This window comes from Arthrobacter sp. 10T416, assembly GCF_056394165.1.
This window is the reverse complement of record NZ_JBFTHI010000003.1, coordinates 177,523-202,860: the sequence shown is the minus strand read 5'-3', so window position 1 is coordinate 202,860 and position 25,338 is coordinate 177,523. Positions and strand designations below refer to the sequence as shown.

Genomic DNA, 25,338 nt, shown 5'->3' with positions numbered 1-25,338 from the left:
GGACACGTATGGGAACCCTCGACGACGTGCGCCCGGCTGCGGTCACCGCCCGCGGCTGGGGCTGGCGGCATGCCGGCCGCACCCGCCCGGCCGTGAGCGGCTTGGACCTGGACATCAGCCCCGGCGAACGCGTGCTGCTCCTGGGGCCGTCCGGCGCGGGAAAATCCACGCTGCTGCACGCCCTGGCGGGGGTGCTCGGCGACAGCGCCGGCGCGGGACCGGCCGCGGACTCCGAGGATTCGGACGAGACCGGCAGCCTGCTGATCGACGGCGCCCCGCCCCGGGCCCGGCGCGGCACGGCGGGCCTGGTCCAGCAGGACCCCGAAACCCAGGTGGTGCTCTCGCGGCTGGGTGACGACGTCGCCTTCGGCGCCGAGAACCTTTCCGTGCCCCCGGCGGAGATCTGGCGGCGGGTCGCGGAGGCGCTCGACGACGTCGGGCTGGCCGGCCTGCCGCTGCAGCACCCGACGTCCGCGCTCTCGGGCGGACAGAAGCAACGCCTGGCGCTCGCCGGGATCCTCGCCATGCGGCCCGGGCTGCTGCTGCTGGACGAACCCACGGCCAACCTCGACCCCGCGGGTGTCCTGGAAGTCCGCGACGCCGTGGCACGGTGCCTGGACCGGACCGGAGCCACGCTGGTGGTGGTGGAGCACCGGGTGGCCGTGTGGAAGGACCTCGTCGACCGGATCGTGGTGCTGCAGCCGGGCTCTGCCACGGAGCCGGCCGTGTTGTTGGACGGCGCCCCGGACCAGGTCCTGGCGCAGGCGAGGGACATGCTCATCGCTGCCGGGGTCTGGGTGCCGGGCCACGTGCCGCCCACCCGTCCCCGCCGGCAACCCGGTGGGGACGGCGTCCAGTCTGGCGGCGTCCCCGGCGGCGGGATCCAGTCCGGCGGCGTCCAGTCCGGGCAGCTGCTCCTGGCCGCCGAAGGCCTCGCCGTGTCCCGCGAGCGGACCCGCCGCTCGGGCCTGCTCCAGGGCTTCAGGGCCATCCCGCCGGCGCCGGTGCAGACCGGCCTCGCGGCCCAGGTCCGGGCTGGAGAGGCCCTGACCATCACCGGCCCGAACGGCTCCGGCAAGTCCACCTTCGCCCTGACCCTGGCCGGCCTGCTGGCCCCGGTGGCGGGAACAGTATCGGCCACCACCGAGCTGAGCGCCGGCGCGGGCATCGACCCCTACAAGTGGAAGGCCCAGCAGTTGATCGCCAGGATCGGCACCGTGTTCCAGGAACCCGAGCACCAGTTCGTGACCGGTCGGGTGCTGGACGAGCTGAAGTTCGGCCCGCGCCACCTGGGCCATGGTGAAGAACGCGTGGACGAGCTCCTGGAACGCCTGCGGCTGCGCGACCTGGTGGACGCCAATCCCTACACGCTCTCCGGCGGCGAAAAACGCCGGCTCTCCGTGGCCACCGTGCTGGCCGCCCACCCGCAGGTGCTGGTCCTCGACGAGCCCACCTTCGGCCAGGACGCCAACACGTGGGCGGAACTGGCGTCCCTCCTCTCGGAGCTCCTCGACGCCGGGACCGCCGTGGTCTCGGTGACCCACGACGCGGAGTTCAGCGCCGTCCTGGGCGGCACCGAACTGACACTCGCCGCGCCGCATGCGCGGCAGCCGGACAGCGCCGGCCGGACGATCCCGGGGGTGGCGGCGCCGTGAGGGCCCCGCTGATCCTGCCCGGAACCGGGGCCGTGCTGACCCGCGCGAATCCGCTGGCCAAGTTCTTCGGCGTCCTGCTCATCACCCTCGTCCTGGCGCTCTCCATCGACTGGGTATCCGCCTCCGTGGCGCTGGGGTTCGAACTCCTGCTGTTCCCGCTCGCCGGCCTGACCCTGGCCCTGCTTTGGCAGCGCGGCTGGCCGCTGATCCTCGCCGCTGCCCTGGGCGGCTGGAGCACTGCGATCCTGGCCGCGGACCACGGACGGACCCTGCTCGACGTCGGCGTCTGGTCCATCAGCGAAGGCTCGCTGGCGCTGGGCCTCGGTTTCCTGTTGCGCGGTCTGGCGATCGCCCTGCCCGCGGTCCTGCTGATGAGCTGCACGGACCCCACCGACTTCGCCGACGCCCTGGCGCAGCAGGCCAAACTGCCGCACCGCTTTGTCCTCGGCACCCTCGCCGCGATGCGGCTGGTGGGGCTGATGGCCGAGGAATGGCAGACCATCGGCATGGCGCGGCGGGCGCGCGGGGTCGGCTCGCACGGGAACCCGGGGCAGCGGCTGAGGGCCACACTGGGGCAAAGCTTCGGACTGCTGGTCCAGGCAGTCCGCCGCGCCTCCCGGCTCGCCGTGACCATGGAAGCCCGCGGGTTCGGCGGGGCGCCGCGGACCTGGGCACGGCCAGCAGTATTCACGCCGCTGGACGTGTGGGTGGTCCTCGGCGGCGTGCTGATCGCGGGCGGCGCGGTGGCGGCAGCGCTCGGCGCCGGGACCTGGAACATGGTCTTCCTCGGCCAGCAGTAGCGCCGGAGGTGGCGCCAGAGGGCTGGGCCCCGGGCCCTCGGCGGGAGGAGAGCATATCGCACAGAATGGATATTTTGTGAGCTTCACTGCAATTCACGCCCATGAGCAGGCCAAAATAACTCATCCGTGATATTTATTGAATATGACTCAACAGACTGCTGAATACGTCGGCGCCGTCCTTCGGAATGCCCGCGGCGAGAAGGGCTGGACCCAGGGACAGCTGGCCGCCGAGCTGGGAACCAGCCAGAGCGCCATCGCACGGATGGAGCAGGGCAAGCAGAACCTGAGCCTGAAAATGATCCAGCGGCTCGAGACCATCTTTGGCCGGGCGATCGTCAAAGTGGGCCGGCCGCAGATGACCCACCTCCGGGTGGAAGGCGGCCGCACGCTCGCCGGCGCCGTGGACGTCAACAGCAGCAAGAACGCCGGCGTGGCCCTGCTGTGCGCGAGCCTGATCAACCGCGGCACCACCGTCCTGCGCCGGCTGGCCCGGATCGAGGAAGTCAACCGGATCGTCGAGGTGCTCACCAGCATCGGCGTCGAATGCACCTGGCTCAACGACAACGACCTGCAGATCCGGCGCCCGGCCGTCCTGGACCTCGACGCGATGGACGTCGAGGCCGCCCGCCGCACCCGCAGCGTCATTATGCTGCTGGGCCCGCTGCTGGATGAGTCCACCGAATACCGGCTGCCGTACGCCGGCGGCTGCGACCTCGGCACCCGCACCGTGGAGCCGCACATGCAGGCCCTGCGCCAGTTCGATCTGTCCGTCGAGGCGAAGTCCGGTTTCTACAGTGTTCAGGCGCCGCCGTCGGACGGGCATGACCGTTCCTTCGTGCTGAGCGAACGCGGCGACACCGTGACCGAAAACGCAATCATGGCAGCCGCCCACCGCCGCGGCACCACCATCATCCGCAACGCCAGCCCGAACTACATGGTCCAGGACCTCTGCTTCTACCTGCAGATGCTGGGCGTGGAGATCGACGGCGTCGGCACCACCACGCTGAAGATCGTCGGACGCCCCTCAATCGACGTCGACATCGAGTACTTCCCGTCCGAGGACCCGATCGAGGCGATGAGCCTGATCACCGCCGGAATCGTGACCAACTCCGAGGTCACCATCCGCCGGGTGCCGATCGAGTTTATGGAAATCGAGCTGGCCACCCTCGAGCAGATGGGCCAGCAACTGGAGGTCTCGGCCGAATACGTGGCCCGCAACGGCCGCACCCGGCTGGTGGACGTCACCACCAAGCCCTCGGAGCTCAAAGCGCCGGAGGACAAGATCCACCCGATGCCCTTCCCCGGCCTGAACATCGACAACCTGCCCTTCTTCGCCGTGATCGCCGCGAACGCGCAGGGCCAGACCATGATCCACGACTGGGTCTACGAGAACCGGGCCATCTACCTGACCGAACTGAACAAGCTCGGCGCGCAGGTCCAGCTCCTGGATCCGCACCGGATCTACGTCAACGGACCCACCAAGTGGCGGGCCGCGGAAGTCGGCTGCCCGCCGGCCCTGCGCCCGGCCGCCTGCCTGCTGCTGGCCATGCTCGCAGCGCGGGGTGTGTCCGAACTGCGCAACATCTACGTGATCGAACGCGGGTACGAGGACCTGGCCGAGCGGCTCAACACCATCGGCGCCAAGGTCGAGTACTTCCAGGACTGATACCGCGCTCCCGCGAAACAGCGGTCTAGGGCAGGTGCTGGCGCACAATGGTTGCATGCGCACCTTTGGCGTCGAGGAGGAACTGCTGATCGTGGACCCCGCCACCGGGGTTCCGCTGGCGCTTGCTGACACCGTGCTGCGCGACCTGAAGCCCGGCGTCGACCCCGCCGACACCCGGCACGATGACTCCGGCTTCAGTTTCGAGCTCAAGCTCGAACAGCTCGAAATCCAGACCCCGCCCTGCGCGGACCACACCAGCCTCCTCCGCGAGATCCGGCGCTCCCGGTCGGCAGCGGACGCCGCCGCCCGCCGGCACGGCGCCCGGGTGGCGGCCCTGGCCACCTCGCCGCTGGCCTCCTCGAGTCACCTGACACCGAAGCAGCGGTACGTGACCATGCAGGAGCGGTTCGGACGCACGGTCCGCAACCAGCTGACCTGCGGCCTCCACGTCCACACCCTGGTGAAGTCGCCGGAGGAGGCGGTGGCCGTGATCGACCGGATCCGGGACAAACTCGCCGTCCTGATCGCGCTCAGCGCCAATTCGCCCTACTGGAACGGGGCCGAGACAGGGTTCGAGAGTTACCGCACCCAGGCGTGGAACCGCTGGCCGGGGTCCGGGCCCACCATGATCTTTGGCAGCCTCCCCGTCTACCGCAGGGTGGTGAACCGGCTGGTCGAGACCGGGGTGCTGATGGATGAGGGGATGGTCTACTTCGATTCACGGCTGTGCCGGCACCATCCCACCGTCGAAATCCGGGTCGCCGATGTGTGCCTGCGGGCGGAGGACGCCGCCCTGATAGCCGTGCTGGTGCGGGCGCTGGTCGAGACGGCATCCCGCGAATGGGACGACGGCGTGGACCCCGCCCCGGTGCCGACCCTGCTGCTGCGGATGGCCGCATGGCAGGCCAGCAACTGCGGGCTCCGCGGGGAACTGCTGGACTTTGGCACCTTCACCCCCGCCCCCGCAGCCGAGGTGGTGCACGCGCTGGTGGACTTCGTGGCGCCGGTGCTGGCCGAGCAGGGCGAACTGGAGCTGGTCCGCCGGGGCATCACCCGGTTGCTGGCCGAGGGCACCGGCTCCCAGCTGCAGCGCGAACAGTTCAATGCCCGCGGAATGTCCGCCGTCGTCGAGCGGGCCGTCGAAGTGACGGCGTGCGGGGCTACACCTGCTTGAGCGCCTGCTCCAGGTCGCCGATCAGGTCCTCAACGTCCTCCAGGCCCACCGACAGCCGCACCACGCCGTCGCTCAGCCCGATCGCTGCCCGCCCGTCGGGGCCCATGGCGCGGTGTGTTGTGGTGGCCGGATGAGTGATCAGCGACTTCGAATCGCCGAGGTTGTTGGAGATGTCGATGATCCGCAGCGCGTCCAGCAGCGCGAACGCCGCGTCCTTGGCCGAACGCCCCGGCGAGGGCGCAAGCTCCAGGGTCAGCACAGTGCCGCCGGCTTTCATCTGCCGGGCGGCCAGCTCGTACTGCGGGTGGGAGGCCAGCAGGGGGTACTTCACCCAGCTCACGGCGGGCTGGGCCTCCAGCCATTCGGCCAGCCGCAGCGCGGAGGCGGCGGAGTGGTTCACCCGCAGGGCCATTGTCTCCAGGCCCTTGCTCAGCACCCAGGCGTTGAAGGCGGACAGGGTCGGCCCGGTGTGGCGCATCAGCTGTTTGACCGGGCCCTCGATGAACTCTTTGGTACCCAGGATGGCACCGCCCAGCACCCGGCCCTGTCCGTCGATGTGTTTGGTGCCGGAGTACACCACAACGTCCGCTCCGAGTTCCCCGCACCGCTGCAACAGCGGGGTGGCGAATACGTTGTCCACCACCACGGTGGCGCCGGCGGCGTGCGCGAGCTCGCTCACCGCGGCGATGTCCACGATTTCCTGCATGGGGTTCGACGGCGATTCGAAGAACACCGCCGTCGTGGGCTCGGCCAGCGCCGCCCGCCACTGCTCCAGGTCAGGGCCGTCCACGAAGACGGTCTCCACACCCCAGCGCGGCAGGATCTCGTTGAGGATCACAAAGCAGGATCCGAACAGCGAACGCGCTGCGACGACGCGGTCGCCGGCCCCAAGCAGGGCGCCGAGCGCGGTGAACACCGCGGACATGCCCGACGCCGTCGCGAAGCAGGCCTCGGTGCCTTCGAGCAGCCGGAGCCGTTCCTGGAAGGTGGCCACGGAGGGGTTGCCGTAGCGGGAGTAGACGAACCGTTCGTCTTCACCGGTAAAGGCGCGCTCTGCCGCGGCGGCAGATTCGTAGACGAACCCGGAGTTCAGGAAGATCGGCTCGGTGGTTTCCTGGAACCCGGTGCGGTCCAGCCCGCCACGGACGGCCTGGGTTTCCGCGCTCCAGTCCTGCGCGTCGGGATTAAAGCTCACGGGGTGCTTTCCAGGCTGGTCGGGAGGCCGCGGTTCTTCCAGCCGTTCACGGTCCGCGCCCCGGTCGGGCCGGGTTCGCCCTCGAAGCCCTCCAAGACGTTGTAGGCAGTGAAACCGGCCGCGGTGGCCGCCGTTGCCGCGGCGATGGAGCGGGCGCCGGAACGGCACAGGAAGACCAACTCGGCGGTCCCGGCCGCCGGCGCCTGGCGCTGCAGCTGGTCCAGGAACTGCGGGTTCGGAGCGCCGCCTGCCAGGGTCCACTGCACAAAGAGCGGCTCCCTGCCGGTGCCGGGCGCCGTGACCGGGATGCCGATCCGGGACCACTCTCCTTCGGTGCGGACGTCCACCAGCACGGCGCCCGCCTCCAGCTTGGCCCAGGCGTCCTGCGGGCTCAGGTCTCCGGCGTAGCTCATGCGTGCCCCTCGCCGGCAAAGTCGGCCCCGGACAGGTCGGCGCCGTCGAGGTCATCGACGGCGCTGGCCACGGCGGCGTCGGCGCTAGCAATGGCGGCCGGCAGGACGACGGCCTGGGCCACGATGACGGTGCTGCCGTTGAACGTTGCGGAGGGGCTGCCGTGCAGCACGTACCCCTCGGCTAAGGCGGCGGACACGCGCTCGCAGAAGCTGCGGTCGTCGGGGCCGGTGAAGAGCCGGTAGGCCAGCTTTTCTTCCGCGGCCTGGCCAGAGGCGGCGGGGGACGGTGCGGGCTCAGTGGCGGGCACTGAGGGGGCGGATGCGTCGGGCATGACGGATCTCCTTACTTTCACGCTTGCAGCTCGAGTGGTCGATATGCCGAGTATTCACCTGAGGCACCCCGCCGCGAAAGGGAGGGTTGCCGACCGGCAAGTCAGGGCTTGGCGCCGGGTCTCATTACTCCCCAAAAACGTAGCACCAACCGTGGCGGCCGCCGCGGCGGGGCCGTCATGTTGAGTCACGAGGCACGAGTCCCGGCGGACCGCACGCCGCGCCGCCGGGTACTCCCGGAGCTATCCCTAAGTACTACCTGCAAGGCCGGCCCACGGCCACGGCGCCGAATCGGGTAGTCCCTACTCGGGATATCCGATAGCGCCCTCACCTTTACTGGGAGAGCTAGTCCAGGGGTCCCGGGACGGGAAGTGCGGGGGCATCAGGGGGCCAGGGCAAGCGCAATCCCACTCCAGAGTCCGGTGCTGGCCGGACGGGGTTGCTGATCCGCCAATTTGCCCGGCGATGCTCTGGAGGGGCCGTCGGAACTTCAACGAAGGAATTGGATTGTCATGGTCTCGATTTACGTTTTCCTGGGGCGTCCGGTGGCCGGCGCCCACGAACCCGGCCGTCTCCTGAGCTCCAGAACGGACAAGCAGTGAAGCCCCGGGTGCTGGTCACCGGCGCCGGCGGCCGCGCAGGCAGGGCCATCGCGGCGCAGTTGAAGGCCCGCGGGATCCCCGTCCTGGGCACCGACATCCGCGAACTCCCGCCCGGCTCGGGAATCACCGTGGTCCGTGTCCCCGAGGCGCGTGACCCGGAGATGGTCTCGGCCCTCCGCCGGCTGGTGGCCACCGAGGGCGTCAACCTGATCATCCCCACGGTGAGCGAGGAACTCCCGCAGTTGGCGGCGTTCCGGGCCGGCTTCGGTCCGGAGGTCCGCGTTATCGTCGGCAGCCCCGGGCCCGTGGCCATCGCCAACGACAAGCTCTACACCGCCACGCAGCTGAAGGCCGCCGGCGTTCCCGTGCCCCGCTTCGGGGTTCCGCGGGACTTCGCCGGCGCCGCCGCCGCCATGGAGGCGCTGGGCGGACCCGTGGTGGTCAGGCCCCGGGTCTCCGGCGGCGGACGCGGGGTCCTGGTGGTTGACGGCAGTGCCCAGGTGGACTGGCACCGGCTGCCGGAGGGCCAGATCGTGCAGGAATATATCCCCGGCACCGAATACGGCCCCATGGTGTTCGGGATGCCGGCGCACAACACTGCCGCACCGTTCGTCGTCGTGGTGGAAAAAGCGGAGCCGGCCCAGGGCTGTGGGGGCGTGAGCGCCCGCCGGGTCGAGGCGGGGAAGGACATTGACGTGGGGAATGTTGCCATGGCCGCGGTCCGCATGTTGGGGCTGACCGGCCCGGTGGAGGTCGACGTACGCCGACGCGCGGACGGGACCCCCGTGGTCCTGGACGTGAGCGCCCGGTTCGGCGCCCACAGCGGCCACGCACCGGAGCTGCTTGACGCCGTCCTGGCGTCCTTCAACCTGCCCTCGTTCAACCCGGCGTCATTCCGCCAAAGCACCGGAGCGTACGCGGATGTCCTGGTATGAAACGGCACTGGCCGCGGTTCTCCCTGCCGCGGACCTGCTCCTGCCGGTTCTGGGCCTGCCCCTCCTGGTGCTCGGGCTGGTGAAGCTACTGGTGCTGCCACTGGCGCTCTGCTTTGAGGTGCTCGCGGTGCAGCGCCACCGCAAGGGCGCGCCGACCTTGTTCGATGAATGGCCCACCGTGTCCATCATTGTCCCCGCCTTCAACGCGGCAACGGTCATTGAGAATTGCGTCCGGTCCATCCAGCTGACCCGCTACGACCGGTACGAGGTGGTGCTGGTGGACGACGGCTCCACCGACAACACTGCCGAACTGATGCGGGGGCTGGCCGCCGCCGATCCCCGGATTACGGTGCTGAGCCAGGCCAACGACGGGAAGGCGGCGGCCCTGAACCTGTGGCTGGGGCGGGCCACCGGGGACGTGCTGATGTTCGCGGACGCGGACGGGCTCTTCACCCGCGATACCGTCAAAAGGATGCTGCAGGGCTTCCCGGACAAGAAGACCGGGGCCGTCTGCGGCGCTGACCGGCCCATCAACCTGAACCGGGCCCAGACCCGGAGGCTGGCATTCGTCAGCCAGGTCGGCACCGGCATGGCCCGGCGGGCCGTCGCCGTGGTCGGCTGCCTGCCCGCGGTCTGCGGGAACATCGGGGCCGTCCGCCGTTCGGTCATTGAGGAAATCGGCCTGTTCCGTGGGGACACCATGGCTGAGGTGTTGGAGCTGACCTGGCGGGTCCGCCGTGCCGGGTACCGGGTGGGTTTCGCCCCCAGCGCCCTGGTGCACACCGAGCCGCCCTCCACCATCGGTGCCCTCTGGCGCCACCGGGTCCGCCGCGCCCGCGGGCTGCTGCAGACCATAAGGGTGCACAAGGACATGACCGGCCACCCCCGCAAAGGCTTCTTCGGTGCCTGCGTTATGTTCAGCGCCATGACCGTGGTGGCGGCCCCCGTGCTGCAGATCGTCCTGCTGGCGGACCTGGCCCTGCTGCTGGCGGCGGGACGGAGTCCGCTCAGTGCCGAAGTTTGGGCGCTGATCGGCTGGGTGGGGCTGGCCGTGACGGTGGTCCTGACCCTGTCCGGGCTGGCACTCAACCGGGCCTGGCGGGACCTGCGGCATATTTGGGCCCTGCCGCTGGTTGCCCTCTACCCCCTGTTTACCGCCCTCGCCATGGTGGCCGCCGTCGGCCAGGAAACCCGCGGCAAGAGGGTCCGCCGGAACAAGGTCCCCCGGACCGGGGCGGCCAGCGCGCCTGCCGCGGGCACGCATCACGGCGTGAGGCCTGCCCCGGTTACGGCTTCCGGCGGACGCCGCAGGCTGCCAGGGGGCTGATTTCGCGCCGGTGCTAGGCCCTGCCGGCTGCATGTCGTATGCTCCCGGTATCGCAGCTGCGGGCCGGTCCTCTGCCGGCGAACCGCCGCTCACTCTCACCGAATTGGGGATCCTCATGAACCTGCGACGCATCGCGCCGGCCACACTCTTGATTTCGGCAGCCCTCGCGCTCGCCGGATGCGGCGGCTCCACGGCCCCGGCATCGACCGGCGGCGCCCCCGCTACGGGATCGCAGGGCGCATCCGTGGCCGCGAGCCAGACCCCAACCCCGACGCCGACAGCCGAAGCCAAGACGTACACCCGGGGTGACCTGGCGGCAATCATCGCCGGCCTCAAAGATGCCGAAGGCAAGCGCCTGACCGCCATCCCCGCCTCGCAGCTGGACCAGGGCATCACGGCGTCGAAGGAGATGATGAAGGCGGTCAAGATCACCCCCGCGGCGTGTGCGGCCGTGGCGGACAGCAACGCCCAGATCCCCGCCGGCAGCACCTACGCGAGCGGCACGTCCCAGGCCGCCAAGGTCCAAGCCGCTACGGCGGTAACCCTCGTGGCCTTCAAGGACCCGGCAGTCCTGGCCAAGAACCTCGACGAATCCGCCGTCAACAGCAACAAGTGCTCCGACTTCACCATGGAAATCCAGGGCCAGAAGGTCACCAACAAAACCGTCGTACTCCCCGTGGAAACGAAAGCGGAGAAGTCCTACTCCGCCATGATGACCCAGAACCTGCCGAACAACATGACCATCAGCACGGTTGTGGTGATGGGTGTCCGTGGCGGACTCGCCGCGACGGCCGTCGCCACCGGCCCGGGCGTCACGAAGGCCGCGGCGGCCGACCTGGCGCGGATGGTCAATGAGGTCTTCGCCAGCCAGGGCTAGGGAGGTCCCTGGGCCGTTGAGCGGCCGGCCGGAGCGGCGTCCTACTCGATGGTGGCGAAGAGTTCGTTGAGCTCGGCCGTGAGCTGGGCGCGCAGCCCCGCCGTGCCGATTTCCTTGCCATCGATGTGGTTCACGGCGGCCAGGAGCCGGATGCTCGAGATCAGCCAGACGGCGTCGGCGTCGTAGAGGTCGGCCGGGACCAGCGGGCCGTAGCCCAGTTCCCAGCCGGCAGCCTTGGCCGCGGTGAACAGGGCGCCCTGCGAGGTACCGGGAAGGATTCCGCTATCCAGCTGCGGCGTGATCAGCCGCCGCACGGTGCGGACCCCGCCCGCGCCGTCGTCAATGGTTTCCAGGTGCGCCAGCAACACCGTCGACGTCGGGCCCTCCAGGACCCGGCCGTCGGCGGACGTAAAGATGACATCGTCCGCGCCCTGGTGGTGCGCGTAGCGCAGCGCCGCCATGTTGACGGCGTAGGACAGGGTCTTGGCGCCCAGCAGCAGCCAGGGGGCGCGTTCGCCCACTTCGCTGTCGTAGCCGCGGTCCAGCAGTACGACGTCGATGCCGGTCTCGCGCTGCCGCCGGCCGGCCGCCGGGGGCGGGGACGCCTGCACCCAGCAGGTCGGTTGGGCCGCGCCCTCGACCCCGCGGGTGGCCAGGAGCTTGACCACCACCTCGTCGTCGTCGCCGCCCGCGCTGCCGCGGAACTCGCTGATGGCCGTGTCAATCGCCCGGCGCCAGGTGTCCTCGGCGGGGATATCCAGCTCCAGCGACCGGGCAGAGCCGGCCAGCCTGGTCAGGTGGGCCTGCAGCTTCCGCGGGCGTCCGCCCACCACCAGCAGCGACTCGAAGACGCCGTCGCCGCGGGTGGCGCCCTGGTCCGTGGCCATCAGCTGCGGGCGGGACGCATCGGCGACGCGGCCGTGCTCAAAGGCGGGGTCGAGGAACACCAGCACGGTGCTGCGGGCCGGATCAGCGGCGGGGGTAGTCATGCCTTCAGCTTAGTGCGGCCTACGGCGGGATAGGATTTGCGGATTGCCCGTTCCGGAACTGTTCCGCGGGTCTGGAATTTGAGGGGTTCGCCTGTGCTGTGGCCATTTCCGCTTGTGGGAACACTCCCGTCCTGGGTGGTCCTCATCCTGACAGTCATCGACCTCGCCATCCGTGTGCTCGCCCTGGGCATCATCCCGGGGAACCGGCGCCCCACCACCGCCATGGCCTGGCTGCTGGGCATCTTCTTCGTTCCGGCGCTCGGACTGGTGCTGTTCCTGCTCTTCGGCAACTTCCGGCTCTCCCGCCGCCGCCGCGCGCAGCAGGAGGCGGTGAACACCCGGATCAGGGCCGGCACCTCGGAAATGGCCGCCGTCGAGAGCGAGTATGACGGGCCCGAATGGGTGGCGTCCGCGGCGGAGCTGAACAAGACGCTCGGCTCGCTGCCCATGGTGGACGGCAACAGCGTGGAGTTGCTCCCCGGCTACCCGGATTCCATTAAGGCGATGGCTGCCGCGGCCCGCGAGGCCAAGTCCTTCATCAACGCCGAGTTCTACATCATGAGCTCGGACCACGTGACGGACGAACTCCTGACCGCCCTCGAGGAGGCCGCCGAACGCGGCGTCGAGGTCCGCGTCCTCTTCGACCACCTCGGGACCATGCGGATCAAGGGCTACAGCAAGCTCACCGCGCGGCTGAACGCCAGCAAGATCCGCTGGCGCCCCATGCTGCCGCTGCGGCCGGTGCACGGCCAGTGGCGCCGTCCCGATCTCCGCAACCACCGCAAGATCATGGTGATCGACGGCGAGGTGGCCTTCACCGGCTCGCAGAACCTGATCGAGCCCTCCTACAACAACCCCCGCCACCGCAAGGTCGGCCGGGAATGGGTCGAGCTCATGACGCGTATGCGCGGCCCGATCGTGACCACCCTGAACGTGGTGTTCGCGACGGACTGGCTCAGCGAGACCGACGAATCCCTCGAACACCAGCTGGCCCACCAGTTCAAGTCGACCCCCGGCCACGTTACGGCGCAGGTGGTGCCCAGCGGGCCCGGCTTTATCACCGAGAACAACCTGCGCCTGTTCAACACCCTGATCTACTCGGCGCAGCACAAGCTCTCCATCTGCAGCCCGTACTTCGTGCCCGACGATTCGCTGCTGTACGCCGTGACCACGGCGGCGCAGCGCGGCGTCGACGTCGAGCTGTTCGTCTCCGAGAAGGGGGACCAGTTCCTGGTCCACCACGCCCAGCAGTCCTACTACGAGGCGCTGCTGGAAGCCGGGGTGCGGATCTACCTCTACAAGGCCCCGTTCGTCCTGCACGCCAAGCACTTCACGGTCGATGACGAGGTTGCCGTCCTTGGCTCTAGCAACATGGACATGCGGTCGTTCTCGCTGAACCTTGAGGTGTCCGTGATGCTGCTGGGCGAGGACATCGTCAAGCGGATCCGCGCTGTGGAGGACACCTACCGGGGGATCTCCCGGGAGCTAAAGCTGGAGGACTGGATGGAGCGGCCCAAGCTGGTCAAGTACGTCGATAACGTCGCCCGGCTCACGGCCACCCTGCAGTAGCAGTACCCGTTCCCCCGGCTAGGCCGCCGGGAAGTCCGCGCCGAGGGCCGAAAGCACCCCGAAGGCCTTGGTCCGGATCTCCTCATATTCCTCTTCGGGGGAGGAATCGGCGGTGATGGCCCCGCCAATGCCGAGGCTCAACGTGCTGCCGGACCCGCCGCCGTCGGCCACCACCAGCGTCCGGATCGCGACCGCAAGGTCGGTGGCACCGCTGAGCGAGAAGTAGCCGATCGCGCCGGAGTAGACGCCCCGGGGAGCGGCTTCGAGCCGGTCCAGGATGGCCATGGTGCTGACCTTGGGCGCGCCCGTCATGGAGCCCGCCGGGAAGCAGGCCGCCACGGCCTCGGCCCGCGGCATGCCGGCCCGCAGCTGCGCGTCGATGGTGCTGACCATCTGGTGGACCGTGGCGTAGGTTTCGATCGCGCACAGCCGGCTGACAGTGACAGAACCGGGGACCGCAAAATGGCTGAGGTCGTTCCGGAGCAGGTCCACGATCATGATGTTCTCGGCCCGGTCCTTCGGCGAGGCTTCGAGTTCGCGCCGCAGGGTCTCGTCCCGTCCCGGATCGGCGTCCCGGCGGCGGGTGCCTTTGATTGGTTCGGCGCGCATCGCCCCGCCGGCCGCGACCCGCAGAAAGCGTTCGGGCGAGGTGCTGGCCACGGTCACGCCGGCGAACCGGAGGTAGCTCGCGAACGGGGCCGGGTTGCGCCGGCGCAGCTCCAGGTAGGCTGCCCAGGCATCAAATCCGGCCGGTGCGGCGGCTGTCAGCGCCGTCGTCAGGCACACCTCGTAGGTGTTGCCTTCGGCGATCTGGTGCTGGGCCGCGGCGATTTTGTCCTTGTAGGCGGCTTCACGGTTCCTGGCATGGAAGGCGGGGGCGTGGACGGCATGGGTGCCGGGGTCGGGGGCACCGACGTCAGAGGCGCCGGGGTCCTGCCCGGTATCCTGTGCGGCGGCCGCGCCCGACGCCGTGACGGCGGTCCGTGCCGCGGCCAGCCAGTCCCCGGCGTCCGGGGTGTCGAGGGCCAGCAGCCACACCGTGCGTTCCCGGTGGTCCAGGACGACGGCGCGGCCGGCGAAGATCAGGCAGGCATCCGGGGTGGGGGAGGCGACGTCGCTGCCGCCGGTCTCGCGCTTGAGTTCGTAGCCGAGGTAGCCGAGCCAGCCGAGGGTGAACTCGCAGGGGTAGCCTTCCGGGGCCCGCAGCGCGCGGCGGCCCCAGACCCCGTCGAGCCACCGGAAGAACCCGCCTTCGGTGTGGACGGCGGTACTCCCGACGCTCACCCGGGTCCGGCCGGAACTGTGCCGGACCGACTGGCCGTAACTGCCGCCGTCGTCCGCCAGGATGCTGAAGCGGTTGCGTTCGCCGGCTCCGGGGAGCGAGGAGTCCAGCCAGACCGCGTTCGGGGATTTGCCGTAGAGCTTGGTGAACAGCAGGGCGGCGTCCGGCGTCGCCTCGATCCGCTCGGCCCGGAGCTGCAGCCCGCGGCGGGCGGACAATTCGGGTACCAGCACCCCCGCCAGGGAGGGCAGGTACTGCAGGGCCTGGAGCACCTCGGCCGGAGCTGCGCCGTCGGCGCGGTTGAGCACATGCACGTCGGCACGGGCGGGGACATCGTCCAGTGCCAGCCACTGGTCTTCCTGGCCGGCCCACTGATCCCAGTACGGCTCATAGGTCGCACCGTCCCGGGCCAGGGCGCGGGTACGCCGTTCCCCGTCGGGGGAGTCGGCCCAGATGACGGCGTCGAGGAACGGGGCGGCGCCCGCGGACGCGGCACCCACCCCCTCGACCACGACGATCTCGGCAGGCTGGGTGAGGCGGATCTCGCCGTCGTAGTGCCGGTCCCAGTCCCAGCTGACCCAGCGGGCGGTTTCACCGCGGCGCAGCGGGGTGAGCACGGTGGCGATGTAGCGGTCGACGCCGGCGGACAGGCCGTTCCAGCCGGGGTAGATGTCCTCGAGGTGGAAGAGGGAAACCTTGTGATGCTCGCGGAGGCGCGCAGCGAGCTCGATGGCCAACGTGGTTTTTCCTGCGCCGGAGCGCCCGTCGATGGCGATGATGACGGGTGCTTGGCTCATGAAATAGAGCGTACCCGCTGCCCTGCGTCCTGCCGGGCGGCCTGGACATGGGCCAGGATGCCGGGGACCGCGGCCCGGATGAGGTCCCAGGTGGTGTCGAAATCGGTGTGTCCGCCGTACCAGGGGTCCTCGATGCCCTGGTCCAACGGGTCTTTCCCGGCCGCGGCGGGGTCGAAACTGCGCAGCATCCGAATCTTCGCCAGCGCCGCCTGGTCCGGGGCCGCCTGCCGGAGCCAGCCGTAGTGGTCCACATCCAGGGCCAGGATCAGGTCCCGGGACTGGAACCATTCGTTGCGCCACTCGCGTGCTATGTGCTGCTCGGAGGCGATGTTGTTCGCCGCGAGTTTCCGCGCGGCCCTCGGGTCGATCGGGCGGCCCGCCTCATACGCCGTGATCCCGGCCGAGTCGACGTCGACCCCGGTGAGCTGCGCCGCGGCCGCAGCCTCTGCGAGCATCAGTTCGGCCATCGGGGACCGGCAGATGTTTCCGGTGCAGACCGTGATGATCCGGTACTGGCTCGACATTGAGGTCATGACTAAGCATGGCGGATCCGGAGGCGCCTTGGCTAGCCGGGGCGTCCGGTGGTATTACAAGTTTTGTCACATGGATTGTCGGGCTTGTCAGCGTGCGAAGGGGGTGATTTCGGCCCGGGCCGCCGGGCTCCCGCGGGCCGTTCGGCTCTGGACTGCCACCGGCGCCGGCCGCAGACTGAAGCCATGACGGATCCGGAGCCGGTGGCCCTTCCGCCGGCCGCCTTCGGAGGCGCCGACGGGGATGCGCCCTACGGGTCAGGTGATGACCCGGAGCCGGCGCCGGACCCGGGCGGGGAACCGCAACCCGAGCCTCCCGCCGCCGGAGCGCCGCCCGCGAATACTCCCCACGGCCGGGCGGGCCGGTTTTCGCTCGGCGTCCTGCAGTTGCTGGGTGTGGTCCTGGTCGCCGCGCTGGCGGGCGCAGGTTCGGCGCTGCTGGTGGCGCGGTCCAGCGGCTGGGGTACCCAAACGGTAGTCAGGCAGTACGTCGCGCCCGGCGGCGGCGTGTCAGACCACCCCGCAGACATCAAGGGGCTGCTGGCGGCGTCGCTGCCCGCCGTCGTCGCCGTGAAAGCCGGCGCCACCCAGGCCAATCCGTTCCTGGACCCCGGCGGGGGCAGCCGGCTGACTTCGGAAGGAACCGGCGTGGTGATCAGCGCCGCGGGGGAGATCCTGACGAATGCCCACGTGGTCAACGGGGCCTCGACCCTGACGGTGACCTTCCATGACGCCACCAGCCATACCGCCCGGATCGTCAGCGTGGACAGTGACCACGACCTCGCCCTGCTGCAGGTTGCCGGCGCGGCGGAGCTGCCCATGCTGGAACTTGGCGACTCCGCGTCCGTGGCGCCGGGCGACGCGGTGGTCGCCATCGGCTACGCCCTCGGGCTGGCGGGCGGGCCCAGCGTGACCACCGGGATCATTTCGGCCACCGGCCGGAGCACCACAGCCGAGTCGGGCTTCGGCCGGAATTCGCGGCTGGCCAACTTGCTGCAGACCGACGCGTCGATCAGTTCCGGGGACTCGGGCGGCCCCCTCCTCGACGCCGGCGGCCGGGTGATCGGCATCAACACCATGGTGGCCATGTCCACCTCACAGACCGCCGCGAACGGTATCGGCTTCGCGATCTCTTCGGACACGGTCAAGTCTCTGCTCCCGGCTCTGCGGGCGGGCGGCTAGCAGGGCCCGTTGGGCGCGCTAGTGGATGAGGGCCAGCAGGACGCCGACGGCGACGAACAGGACGCCGAAGGTCCGGTTGAGGATCCGCTGCCCGCGGGCATCGTGGGTGAATCGCTGGAACGTCGTTGCGGCCGCGGCGAAGAAGAACCACATGACCAGGATGTCGATGACGATCACGGTGCCGGATAGCACCAGATACTGCGGCACGAGCGGCTGGTCCGGGCGGATGAACTGCGGCATAAAGGCGAGGAAGAAAACGATCGCCTTCGGGTTGAGCAGGTTCACCCACAGCCCGCGGCGGAACATGGACAGTGCCGGTTCATTGCGCAGCGCCGCGGCCTTTTCCTGGTCCAGGTCCGGTTTGTGCCGGAACTGCTGGATGCCCAGGTAGACGAGGTAGGCGGCTCCGGCGTAGCGGATGATGTTGAACGCCACCGGGGAGCTCGCCACCAGCACCCCGACGCCGAGGGCAACGATCAGGATGTGCACCACCAGCGCGGCCTGCTGGCCGAGGATGCCCCAGATGGACCGGCGGAAGCCAGAGTTCAGGGAGTTGCTCATGGTGTTGATGGCACCCGCGCCGGGAGTAAAACTGATCAGGACGCCGGCGCCGGCCAGCGCCAGCCATAGGGAGAGTTGCACCTGAAAAGTTTACGGTTCCGGCCCGGCCCACTCCGCATGATGACGCGTCCGGGCCGGCGGTCAGTCCTTGCGGAGGGCGTAGTCCAGGATCATGTTGCCCTTGCTGGTCTGCTGGGAGGACTGCAGTTCGAGCCGGGTCAAAGGATCGCCGTCGTTGAACAGCCGCCGCCCGCTGCCGGCGACCACGGGGTGGACGATCAGCATAAGGCTGTCCAGCAGGCCGGCGAACAGCAGCTGGCGGACCAGCGAGATGCTGCTGAAGACGCCGATGTCGCCGCCGTCGCCCCTCTTCAGGTCCGCGACGAAGTCTTCCAGTGGGCCTTCGATCAGCCGGGAGTTCTTCCACTCCAGGTCACCCGTCAGCGTCCGGGACGCCACGAATTTCGGCAGCGGGTTGATGAACCCGCCGAAATCGGCGTCGGCTTCGGCGTTGGGCCAGTATTCCGCCCACTGCTGGTACCCCACGCGGCCCAGGAGCCCGGTATCGATCCGGCCCATCATCTCGCCCATCCCCGCACCCAGCTCGTCGTCGAAGCTGTCGAACTGCCACAGGAACGGGTCCTCCACCACGCCGTCCACGGAGCTGAACAGGCCGGCCGTCACTTTGCGCATGCTTTTTCCTTATCGATAGGGCCTTTGAGTGCACCCTAGCGCCAGATCGGGCAGCAGGGAATGGCTTGGCGGCTGCCACTGTGGCTACGGCGTCCCGCTCAGGCGCGGGCGATGATCTCGCCGTTGGGGATCAGGAACCAGCCGTCGTCAGTGGAGCCCCAGCGGTGCCAGCCCGCGGAGATCCGGGCCAGGTCCGCGGCGGTGGCGAAGCCGTACTCGAGCGCCTGCTCGGCAAAAGCCGAATGAAGTACCCGTTCACCCCAGACCCGTGCCTGCCACCGCCGCTGCTGGCCCGTGGCGTAAAGCCAGTTGCTGCTGGTGGGTGCGACGTCGGTAAACCCGGCGGCCTGCGCCCAGGAAACCAGGCGCCGGCCGGCATCGGGCTCGGCGCCGTTCCGGCGGGCGATGTTCTGGTACAGCTCCATCCACTCGTCCAGCTCCGGGAGTGCCGGGTACCAGCTCATTCCGTGGAAGTCGGCGTCGCGGGCGGCCACGATCCCGCCCGCCTTCGCGACCCGGCGCATCTCCCGGAGGGCAGCGATCGGATCGGTGAGGTGCTGGAGGACCTGGTGCGCATGGACGACGTCGAACGTCTCCGCCGGGAAATCAAGCCGGTAGAGGTCCCCGGCGACGAAGCTCACGTTCGGCACCCCGCGCTCCCCGGCCAGGGCGGCAGCATGGGCGATGACCTCCGGGGAGCGGTCCAGTCCGGTGACCTCGCCGGGGGCGACGAGCACGGCGAAGTCGCAGGTGATGCTGCCCGGCCCGCAGCCGACGTCGAGCACTGACACCCCGGGTGCGAGGTAGGGGAGGACGAAGGCCGCGGAGTTCTCCGCGGTCCGGGCCGCATGGGCACGGACCACCGACTCGTGGTGGCCGTGGGTGTAGACGTCGTCGGGCTGCTGGGCGCTCATAAGGGAACGCTACGCCTGCCGCGGCCGGGACGGACCGAACCGGCAGGTACTTGTTGCGGTTCAGTCCCCGCCGCGGTTCTTGTCAGGCGGGCCGGCCGGGGGAGCGGCGGCTTCTTGCCCGGCTTTGACCGTGGCGTCGATCATTGCGGTGATGAATCGGGTGGCGGTCTCCAGTTCAGCCGGTGTGAACCCGGCCATGGCCGCCCCCATATGCCGGGCGAGCGGAAGGAACATGGCCCCGCCGTCGCGGTAGGCTTTCGGCGTCATCCGGAGCTGCACCTGCCGGCGGTCCGGGCCCTGCCGTTCCCTCATCACGTGCCCGGACTTGTCCAGCCGGTCGATCAGGGCCGTGGTGGCCGGGGAGCTGAGGTGGAGTTCCCTGCGCAGCACGCCCGGTGTGACCACCTGGTTCTTCGCGGTGTGTTCCATGATGACGGCAAGGGCATTCAGGTCCGTACGGTGCATGTCATTCCGGCTGCCCGCCGCGTCAGCGTACCGGTTGGCCTCAAGGCTGAAGTCCTGAAGCAGCCGGACCAGCGGCGGAGGGCCGGCGTCGGCGCCCACCGGCTGTTCGCTTGGCTGTCCGCTTGACCGTTCAGTTGACACTGCACCCTCTCTGATTCGTCCCGCCACATCCTGAGCGCTTTGCGCCCTCCGGAGTTTACTCCAGCACGCCCTCCGGGCTGTCCGGCGGCCGCGGCAGTTTTCTCATCCCCATTTTCTCTAGTCTGACACTTATATCCATGATGGAGATAATCTATGATTTACTAATCGTACTCCGATACGCCACTCCGAGAAGGACGCTATGAATCGCAACCGGCCTGCTTCAACCCGTGTCCCCTTCTGGCTACGGTGGCTGGTTCCTGCCGTCCTGGTTTTCGCGTGGCTTGCCATCGCGGGGATCGGCGGCCCCACCTTTGGCCGGCTCAGCGAAGTCTCCTCCAACGATCAGGCGTCATTCCTGCCGGCAGGCGCCGAGGCCACCGCGGCGCAGGACTGGCAGGCCAAGTTCCGCGACTCCAAGGAGATTCCCGCGGTCATTGTGATCGAAGGCGATTCCGCCTTCACGCGGGCCCAGCTCGGCGAGGCGGCGGCCCTCAAGACCAAACTCGAGGCCCTGAAGGTCGGCAGTGCAGTGATCGGTCCGATCCCTTCGGAGGACTCGAAAGCGGTGCAGTTCGTGGTTCCGGTCGCCTCTTCCGACGAGGTCAAGGCCGTCATCAAGGAGCTGCGCGACGAAGTCTCGGCCTCCGCTCCGGACGGGATGCGCACCTATGTGACCGGACCGGCCGGGCTCACCGCGGACCTGGTCAGCGCCTTCGCCGGCATCGACGGCATCCTGCTGCTGGTCGCCCTCGGCGCAGTCTTCCTGATCCTCTTGGTGGTGTACCGCTCGCTGCTGTTGCCGGTTGCCGTGCTGTTCACCTCGGTCTTCGCACTCTGCGCGGCCATCCTCCTGGTCTTCGGAATGGCGAAACTGGGCTGGATCCAGCTCAACGGCCAAAGCCAGGGCATCCTCTCCATCCTGGTCATCGGCGCGGCCACGGACTACGCCCTGCTCTACGTGGCCCGCTTCAGGGAGGCGCTGACGCACACCACCAACCGCACCGCGGCCGCCCTCACCGCGTGGAAAGCCGCCTGGGAACCCATCCTGGCTTCCGGCGCCACCGTCATCATCGCCCTGCTCTGCCTGCTCTTCTCCGACCTCAACTCGAACAAGGCCCTCGGCCCGGTCGCAGCCGCCGGCATCCTGTGCTCGCTCTTCGCGGCACTGACCCTGCTTCCCGCGATGATGGCGCTCCTGGGCCGGGCAGCTTTCTGGCCCTTCCGGCCCAAGCTGCTCCCGGCGACGGAGCGCGAACCCGAACTCGTCACGGGCCTCGAAGGCCAGAAGGGCCTGTGGCGTGCCACCGGTTCCCTGGTCTCGCGCCGGCCCCGCACGGTCTGGATCACGTCGGTGCTGCTGCTCCTGGTAGCCTCGGCCGGCGTGCTCCAGCTCAAGGCCAACGGGGTGCCGCAAACCGACGTCATCCTCGCGGCCTCCAACGCCGTCGACGGCCAGAAGGCGCTGGCCCGGCACTTCGACGCCGGATCCGGCAGCCCCGCCGTCATCGTCGCGGATACCGCCAAAGCCCAGGAGGTGCTGGCCAAGACCAAGGCGACCGCCGGCGTCGGCGATGCCTACCTGCTGGCCGAGGGCAACGTGCCAATCGTCCCGGCCCGGGGCGCGCCCGGCTCGCCGGCAGCTCCCACCGAGCCCGCGGTGCGGGACGGCAGGGTGCTCATCAACGCCACCCTGGACTTCGCCGCCGACTCCAACGAGGCCGAAGACGTTGTGGTCAAGCTCCGCCAGGACCTCAAGCAGGTCGACGACGGCGCGCTGGTGGGCGGGGTGACGGCCACGGCCCTGGATACCAACACCACGGCCCAGCGCGACCTCGTCACCATCATTCCCGTGGTCCTCGCGGTCATCCTCGTCATCCTTATGCTGCTGCTCCGGTCCATCCTGGCGCCGGTCCTGCTGGTTGCCTCGGTGGTGCTGTCCTATGGGGCCGCGATGGGCGTCTCGGCCGTGGTGTTCAACCATGTCCTGGGCTTCCCGGGGGCGGACGCGACGGTTCCGCTCTTCGGCTTCGTCTTCCTGGTGGCGCTCGGAGTGGACTACAACATCTTCCTGATGAGCCGGGTCCGGGAGGAGTCGCTTAAGCACGGTACCCGGGCCGGTATCCTGCGCGGGCTGGGCGTCACCGGCGGCGTGATCACCTCGGCCGGAGTGGTGCTCGCCGCCACCTTCGCGGCCCTGGGCGTTATACCGATCATGTTCCTGGTGCAGCTGGCCTTCATCGTTGCCTTCGGTGTGCTCCTGGATACCGTGCTGGTCCGTTCGCTGCTGGTCCCCGCCCTGGCCTACGACATCGGTCCGCGGATCTGGTGGCCCGGGAAGCCGGGCCGGCCCGAGGCCGACGCCGCAGCCCGGACGCTGCCGGCCGAGGCGGAACCGGAATCCGCGGAGGCGGGAATCCGGTAGGCCGCGCCCCTGACCGCAGCCGCCGTCACTGCCCCTGGTCCCCCCACCGGGCCGCGGTGGCGGCGGCTGCCTTTTCCGGTCGTAAACCCGCTCCGGCCCCCCCTGTTGCCTCCCGGCGGCGCTCGATAGACTGCGACTGCGCCCGAGCGGGCGCCCGAGGCTTGCAGGAGGGATCCAAACATGTCTGACAACAGTGGGTTTGATCAAACGCCGGCAGAGAAGAAGCACCAGGCCACCCCGGTACCGGCCTCCGCCGACGAAGGGGCAGCCGAAGGCGACGCCGGCCAGTACGTCGAGGGCGACTACGGGCTGGCGGGTGTCGCGGGGGAGAACCCGGCCGGGGCGCCCGAGGGCGAGTATCCGGAAGGCGACTACGGCAGGGCGGGCGTGGCGCCCGGCACCACGGTAGGAACCGAAGAGGGGGACTACCCCGAAGGTGACTACGGTGCGGCCGGTGTCGACACCCCGGAGGCCCCCGTCGTCGAGGAGGGGGACTACCCCGAGGGCGACTACGGCGCGGCCGGGGCCACCGGTCCCCGCCGCACGGGACGGCTCGATGGCGACACTCGCGACGGCGACGCGCGCGATGGCGCCGCACGGGCAGACGAGGCCCGTGACGCGGGCCGCGACGGCCAGTAAGGCCCGGCACCGCTAACCAGGCACCGTTCACGCACAGCGAAATCCCCTCCGGGGGTTGTTGTGCCGTGCCAAAAACCGCGAAATTCCGCGGGTCCGGGCCTGCCCGCGGGAGCGCGAGGTTTGCCGGCGACCAAAGTTGAGTGGAGTTGACTCAACTTTGGATTGACATCTATTTCCGGCTGAGTAAAGTTGAGTGCAGAGCGCTCAATAGGTGGGCGCGCCCCCGTCATCGACGGGCCCAACCCCCGGCTAATGCCTGGGAGCGGGCCGCCGCCCGGTGGTCGGGGCAGCAAGTTTCCACGGAAAGAAGGAAGCACCACATGTCACGTGCAGTAGGTATTGACCTCGGAACCACCAACTCCGTCGTCTCCGTTCTCGAAGGTGGCGAGCCCACCGTTATTGCCAACGCCGAGGGTGGCCGCACCACGCCGTCGGTTGTTGCCTTCTCCAAGTCCGGCGAGGTCCTGGTCGGCGAGATCGCCAAGCGCCAGGCCGTCAACAACATCGACCGCACCATCGCGTCCGTCAAGCGCCACATGGGCACCGACTGGAACGTCGCGATCGATGACAAGAAGTACACCGCGCAGGAAATCTCCGCGCGCATCCTGATGAAGCTGAAGAACGACGCCGAGTCCTACCTCGGCGAAAAGGTCACCGACGCCGTGATCACCGTTCCCGCGTACTTCAACGACGCCGAGCGCCAGGCCACGAAGGAAGCCGGCGAAATCGCGGGCCTCAAGGTCCTGCGCATCGTCAACGAGCCCACCGCGGCCGCCCTCGCCTACGGCCTGGACAAGGGCAAGGAAGACGAGCTCATCCTGGTCTTCGACCTCGGCGGCGGAACCTTCGACGTCTCGCTCCTCGAGGTTGGCAAGGACGAGGACGACTTCTCCACCATCCAGGTCCGCGCCACCGCCGGTGACAACCGCCTCGGCGGCGACGACTGGGACCAGCGCGTTGTGGATTACCTGCTGAACCAGCTCAAGGTCAAGGGCATCGACCTGTCCAAGGACAAGATCGCCCTGCAGCGCCTCCGCGAGGCCGCTGAGCAGGCCAAGAAGGAACTGTCCTCCTCCTCCAGCACCAACGTCTCGCTCCAGTACCTCTCCGTCACCCCTGACGGCCCGGTGCACCTGGACGAGCAGCTGACCCGCGCCAAGTTCCAGGACCTGACCAAGGACCTGCTGGAGCGCACCAAGAAGCCGTTCCACGACGTCATCAAGGAAGCCGGCATCAAGCTTTCCGACATCGACCACATTGTGCTCGTCGGCGGCTCCACCCGTATGCCCGCTGTCTCCGAGCTGGTCAAGGAACTCGCCGGCGGCAAGGAGCCGAACAAGGGCGTCAACCCGGACGAGGTCGTCGCCGTCGGCGCCGCCCTGCAGGCCGGTGTCCTCAAGGGCGAGCGCAAGGACGTGCTGCTGATCGACGTCACCCCGCTGTCCCTGGGCATCGAAACCAAGGGCGGTGTTATGACGCACCTGATCGAGCGCAACACGGCCATCCCGACCAAGCGCAGCGAAACCTTCACCACGGCTGACGACAACCAGCCCTCCGTGGCGATCCAGGTCTTCCAGGGCGAGCGTGAGTTCACCCGGGACAACAAGCCGCTGGGCACGTTCGAGCTGACCGGCATCGCCCCGGCCCCGCGCGGCGTCCCGCAGGTCGAGGTCACCTTCGACATCGACGCCAACGGCATTGTGCACGTCTCCGCGAAGGACAAGGGCACCGGCAAGGAACAGTCGATGACCATCACCGGCGGCTCCAGCCTCTCCAAGGAAGACATCGACCGGATGGTCCGTGACGCCGAGGAGCACGCTGCCGAGGACAAGGCCCGCCGCGAGGCGACCGACACCCGCAACTCGGCAGAGCAGCTCGCCTACTCCGTGGACAAGCTGATCGCCGACAACGCCGACAAGCTGCCCGAAGAGGTCAAGACCGAGGTCCAGGCCGACGTCGACGCCCTCAAGGCAGCCCTCGAAGGCACGGACGACGCCGTCGTCAAGACCGCGTTTGAGAAGCTTCAGGCTTCCCAGACCAAGCTCGGCGAGGCCATCTACTCGCAGCCCGGTTCCCCCGACGGCGCCGAAGGCGCACAGGGTGCCCCGGCCGGCGAGCAGGCCGCCGCGGACGAAGACATCGTTGACGCCGAGATCGTTGACGAAGACGAGAAGAAGTAA

General features: G+C 69.2%; 22 protein-coding genes and 1 riboswitch. Of the genes, 12 read left to right on the top strand and 10 right to left on the bottom strand.

From position 1 onward, the window contains the following. Positions 1–8: 8 nt before the first annotated feature. The 4 genes from AC1DBE_RS06145 (at position 9) to AC1DBE_RS06130 (ending at position 5,295) form a co-directional block, all read left to right on the top strand. Complete coding sequence (locus AC1DBE_RS06145) at positions 9–1,655, top strand: ABC transporter ATP-binding protein (RefSeq protein ID WP_476969947.1); 1,647 nt, start codon at positions 9–11, stop codon at positions 1,653–1,655. After that, complete coding sequence (locus AC1DBE_RS06140) at positions 1,652–2,455, top strand: energy-coupling factor transporter transmembrane component T family protein (protein ID WP_476969946.1); 804 nt, start codon at positions 1,652–1,654, stop codon at positions 2,453–2,455. Before AC1DBE_RS06145 ends, AC1DBE_RS06140 begins: the two co-directional genes overlap by 4 nt. A 142-nt stretch (positions 2,456–2,597) precedes the next feature. Beyond that, positions 2,598–4,121 (top strand): UDP-N-acetylglucosamine 1-carboxyvinyltransferase, encoded by a 1,524-nt coding sequence (locus tag AC1DBE_RS06135; RefSeq protein ID WP_476969945.1) that lies wholly within the window; start codon positions 2,598–2,600, stop codon positions 4,119–4,121. A gap of 55 nt (positions 4,122–4,176) precedes the next feature. Then, positions 4,177–5,295 carry a glutamate--cysteine ligase gene (locus AC1DBE_RS06130; RefSeq protein WP_476879472.1) on the top strand — a complete coding sequence of 373 codons (1,119 nt, stop codon included), beginning with the start codon at positions 4,177–4,179 and terminating at the stop codon, positions 5,293–5,295. On the opposite strand, the gene AC1DBE_RS06125 is transcribed toward AC1DBE_RS06130, so the two are convergent. Genes AC1DBE_RS06125 through AC1DBE_RS06115 form a run of 3 tightly spaced genes read right to left on the bottom strand, consistent with a single transcriptional unit; the run spans position 5,282 to position 7,235 of the window. After that, positions 5,282–6,490, bottom strand: a complete 1,209-nt coding sequence (locus tag AC1DBE_RS06125) for an O-succinylhomoserine sulfhydrylase (RefSeq protein ID WP_476969944.1) — start codon at positions 6,488–6,490, stop codon at positions 5,282–5,284. The genes AC1DBE_RS06130 and AC1DBE_RS06125 overlap by 14 nt on opposite strands. Further along, entirely contained in the window at positions 6,487–6,903 is a 417-nt protein-coding gene (locus tag AC1DBE_RS06120; protein WP_476969943.1) for a rhodanese-like domain-containing protein, read from the bottom strand. Before AC1DBE_RS06120 ends, AC1DBE_RS06125 begins: the two co-directional genes overlap by 4 nt. Beyond that, positions 6,900–7,235, bottom strand: a complete 336-nt coding sequence (locus AC1DBE_RS06115; RefSeq protein WP_476969942.1) for a DUF1737 domain-containing protein — start codon at positions 7,233–7,235, stop codon at positions 6,900–6,902. The genes AC1DBE_RS06120 and AC1DBE_RS06115 overlap by 4 nt, the downstream gene beginning before the upstream one ends. A 14-nt stretch (positions 7,236–7,249) precedes the next feature. Then, positions 7,250–7,364, bottom strand: a riboswitch (SAM riboswitch). Positions 7,365–7,831: 467 nt separating this feature from the next. On the opposite strand from AC1DBE_RS06115, the gene AC1DBE_RS06110 reads away from it, so the two are divergent. The 3 genes from AC1DBE_RS06110 to AC1DBE_RS06100 all read left to right on the top strand — a co-directional run bounded on the left by AC1DBE_RS06110 (position 7,832) and on the right by AC1DBE_RS06100 (position 10,974). Beyond that, complete coding sequence (locus AC1DBE_RS06110; RefSeq protein WP_476969941.1) at positions 7,832–8,770, top strand: ATP-grasp domain-containing protein; 939 nt, start codon at positions 7,832–7,834, stop codon at positions 8,768–8,770. Further along, entirely contained in the window at positions 8,757–10,097 is a 1,341-nt protein-coding gene (locus tag AC1DBE_RS06105; protein WP_476969940.1) for a glycosyltransferase family 2 protein, read from the top strand. Before AC1DBE_RS06110 ends, AC1DBE_RS06105 begins: the two co-directional genes overlap by 14 nt. A gap of 115 nt (positions 10,098–10,212) precedes the next feature. Next, positions 10,213–10,974 carry a hypothetical protein gene (locus tag AC1DBE_RS06100; RefSeq protein ID WP_476880305.1) on the top strand — a complete coding sequence of 254 codons (762 nt, stop codon included), beginning with the start codon at positions 10,213–10,215 and terminating at the stop codon, positions 10,972–10,974. A gap of 41 nt (positions 10,975–11,015) precedes the next feature. Here AC1DBE_RS06100 and AC1DBE_RS06095 read toward each other — a convergent pair whose 3' ends face one another. Continuing rightward, a complete protein-coding gene (locus AC1DBE_RS06095) occupies positions 11,016–11,963 on the bottom strand; it encodes an aminodeoxychorismate lyase (protein WP_476969939.1) in 948 nt (315 codons plus the stop codon). Positions 11,964–12,056: 93 nt separating this feature from the next. Here AC1DBE_RS06095 and cls point away from each other — a divergent pair, with 93 nt between their 5' ends. Further along, a complete protein-coding gene (gene cls / locus AC1DBE_RS06090) occupies positions 12,057–13,532 on the top strand; it encodes a cardiolipin synthase (RefSeq protein ID WP_476969938.1) in 1,476 nt (491 codons plus the stop codon). Positions 13,533–13,550: 18 nt separating this feature from the next. Here the strand turns inward: cls and pabB are convergent, their stop codons facing one another. Beyond that, on the bottom strand, positions 13,551–15,611 hold the full coding sequence (gene pabB / locus AC1DBE_RS06085; protein ID WP_476969937.1) for an aminodeoxychorismate synthase component I: 2,061 nt from the start codon (positions 15,609–15,611) through the stop codon (positions 13,551–13,553). After that, positions 15,608–16,144 carry a low molecular weight protein-tyrosine-phosphatase gene (locus AC1DBE_RS06080; RefSeq protein ID WP_476878783.1) on the bottom strand — a complete coding sequence of 179 codons (537 nt, stop codon included), beginning with the start codon at positions 16,142–16,144 and terminating at the stop codon, positions 15,608–15,610. The genes pabB and AC1DBE_RS06080 overlap by 4 nt, the downstream gene beginning before the upstream one ends. Before the next feature lie 183 nt (positions 16,145–16,327). On the opposite strand from AC1DBE_RS06080, the gene AC1DBE_RS06075 reads away from it, so the two are divergent. Further along, a complete protein-coding gene (locus AC1DBE_RS06075) occupies positions 16,328–17,323 on the top strand; it encodes a S1C family serine protease (RefSeq protein WP_476969936.1) in 996 nt (331 codons plus the stop codon). Between the two features lie 18 nt (positions 17,324–17,341). Here AC1DBE_RS06075 and AC1DBE_RS06070 read toward each other — a convergent pair whose 3' ends face one another. From AC1DBE_RS06070 to AC1DBE_RS06055, 4 genes are all read right to left on the bottom strand, one after another. Beyond that, on the bottom strand, positions 17,342–17,965 hold the full coding sequence (locus AC1DBE_RS06070) for a LysE family transporter (RefSeq protein ID WP_476878785.1): 624 nt from the start codon (positions 17,963–17,965) through the stop codon (positions 17,342–17,344). A 60-nt stretch (positions 17,966–18,025) separates the two neighbouring features. Further along, a complete protein-coding gene (locus AC1DBE_RS06065) occupies positions 18,026–18,577 on the bottom strand; it encodes a dihydrofolate reductase family protein (protein ID WP_476969935.1) in 552 nt (183 codons plus the stop codon). A 98-nt stretch (positions 18,578–18,675) separates the two neighbouring features. Then, positions 18,676–19,491 carry a methyltransferase domain-containing protein gene (locus tag AC1DBE_RS06060; RefSeq protein WP_476903234.1) on the bottom strand — a complete coding sequence of 272 codons (816 nt, stop codon included), beginning with the start codon at positions 19,489–19,491 and terminating at the stop codon, positions 18,676–18,678. Positions 19,492–19,551: 60 nt separating this feature from the next. Next, positions 19,552–20,097, bottom strand: coding sequence for a MarR family winged helix-turn-helix transcriptional regulator (locus AC1DBE_RS06055; protein ID WP_476969934.1), 546 nt, complete (start codon positions 20,095–20,097; stop codon positions 19,552–19,554). A 199-nt stretch (positions 20,098–20,296) separates the two neighbouring features. On the opposite strand from AC1DBE_RS06055, the gene AC1DBE_RS06050 reads away from it, so the two are divergent. The 3 genes from AC1DBE_RS06050 to dnaK all read left to right on the top strand — a co-directional run bounded on the left by AC1DBE_RS06050 (position 20,297) and on the right by dnaK (position 25,338). After that, positions 20,297–22,519: an MMPL family transporter gene (locus tag AC1DBE_RS06050; RefSeq protein WP_476969933.1), complete on the top strand. Its 2,223-nt coding sequence runs from the start codon at positions 20,297–20,299 to the stop codon at positions 22,517–22,519. A 180-nt stretch (positions 22,520–22,699) separates the two neighbouring features. Beyond that, positions 22,700–23,158 (top strand): hypothetical protein, encoded by a 459-nt coding sequence (locus AC1DBE_RS06045; protein ID WP_476969932.1) that lies wholly within the window; start codon positions 22,700–22,702, stop codon positions 23,156–23,158. 320 nt (positions 23,159–23,478) lie between these two features. Then, positions 23,479–25,338 (top strand): molecular chaperone DnaK, encoded by a 1,860-nt coding sequence (gene dnaK, locus AC1DBE_RS06040; RefSeq protein ID WP_476969931.1) that lies wholly within the window; start codon positions 23,479–23,481, stop codon positions 25,336–25,338.

Bases quoted from the DNA above. Each gene is read 5' to 3' on its own strand.
- AC1DBE_RS06065 (WP_476969935.1), bottom strand. From the start codon at position 18,577: ATGCGCAAAGTGACGGCCGGCCTGTTCAGCTCCGTGGACGGCGTGGTG.
- AC1DBE_RS06120 (WP_476969943.1), bottom strand. From the start codon at position 6,903: ATGAGCTACGCCGGAGACCTGAGCCCGCAGGACGCCTGGGCCAAGCTG.
- dnaK (WP_476969931.1), top strand. From the start codon at position 23,479: ATGTCACGTGCAGTAGGTATTGACCTCGGAACCACCAACTCCGTCGTC.
- pabB (WP_476969937.1), bottom strand. From the start codon at position 15,611: ATGAGCCAAGCACCCGTCATCATCGCCATCGACGGGCGCTCCGGCGCA.
- AC1DBE_RS06130 (WP_476879472.1), top strand. From the start codon at position 4,177: ATGCGCACCTTTGGCGTCGAGGAGGAACTGCTGATCGTGGACCCCGCC.
- AC1DBE_RS06145 (WP_476969947.1), top strand. From the start codon at position 9: ATGGGAACCCTCGACGACGTGCGCCCGGCTGCGGTCACCGCCCGCGGC.
- AC1DBE_RS06045 (WP_476969932.1), top strand. From the start codon at position 22,700: ATGTCTGACAACAGTGGGTTTGATCAAACGCCGGCAGAGAAGAAGCAC.
- AC1DBE_RS06080 (WP_476878783.1), bottom strand. From the start codon at position 16,144: ATGACCTCAATGTCGAGCCAGTACCGGATCATCACGGTCTGCACCGGA.
- AC1DBE_RS06100 (WP_476880305.1), top strand. From the start codon at position 10,213: ATGAACCTGCGACGCATCGCGCCGGCCACACTCTTGATTTCGGCAGCC.
- AC1DBE_RS06050 (WP_476969933.1), top strand. From the start codon at position 20,297: ATGAATCGCAACCGGCCTGCTTCAACCCGTGTCCCCTTCTGGCTACGG.
- AC1DBE_RS06075 (WP_476969936.1), top strand. From the start codon at position 16,328: ATGACGGATCCGGAGCCGGTGGCCCTTCCGCCGGCCGCCTTCGGAGGC.
- AC1DBE_RS06105 (WP_476969940.1), top strand. From the start codon at position 8,757: ATGTCCTGGTATGAAACGGCACTGGCCGCGGTTCTCCCTGCCGCGGAC.
- AC1DBE_RS06060 (WP_476903234.1), bottom strand. From the start codon at position 19,491: ATGAGCGCCCAGCAGCCCGACGACGTCTACACCCACGGCCACCACGAG.
- AC1DBE_RS06095 (WP_476969939.1), bottom strand. From the start codon at position 11,963: ATGACTACCCCCGCCGCTGATCCGGCCCGCAGCACCGTGCTGGTGTTC.
- AC1DBE_RS06135 (WP_476969945.1), top strand. From the start codon at position 2,598: ATGACTCAACAGACTGCTGAATACGTCGGCGCCGTCCTTCGGAATGCC.
- AC1DBE_RS06115 (WP_476969942.1), bottom strand. From the start codon at position 7,235: ATGCCCGACGCATCCGCCCCCTCAGTGCCCGCCACTGAGCCCGCACCG.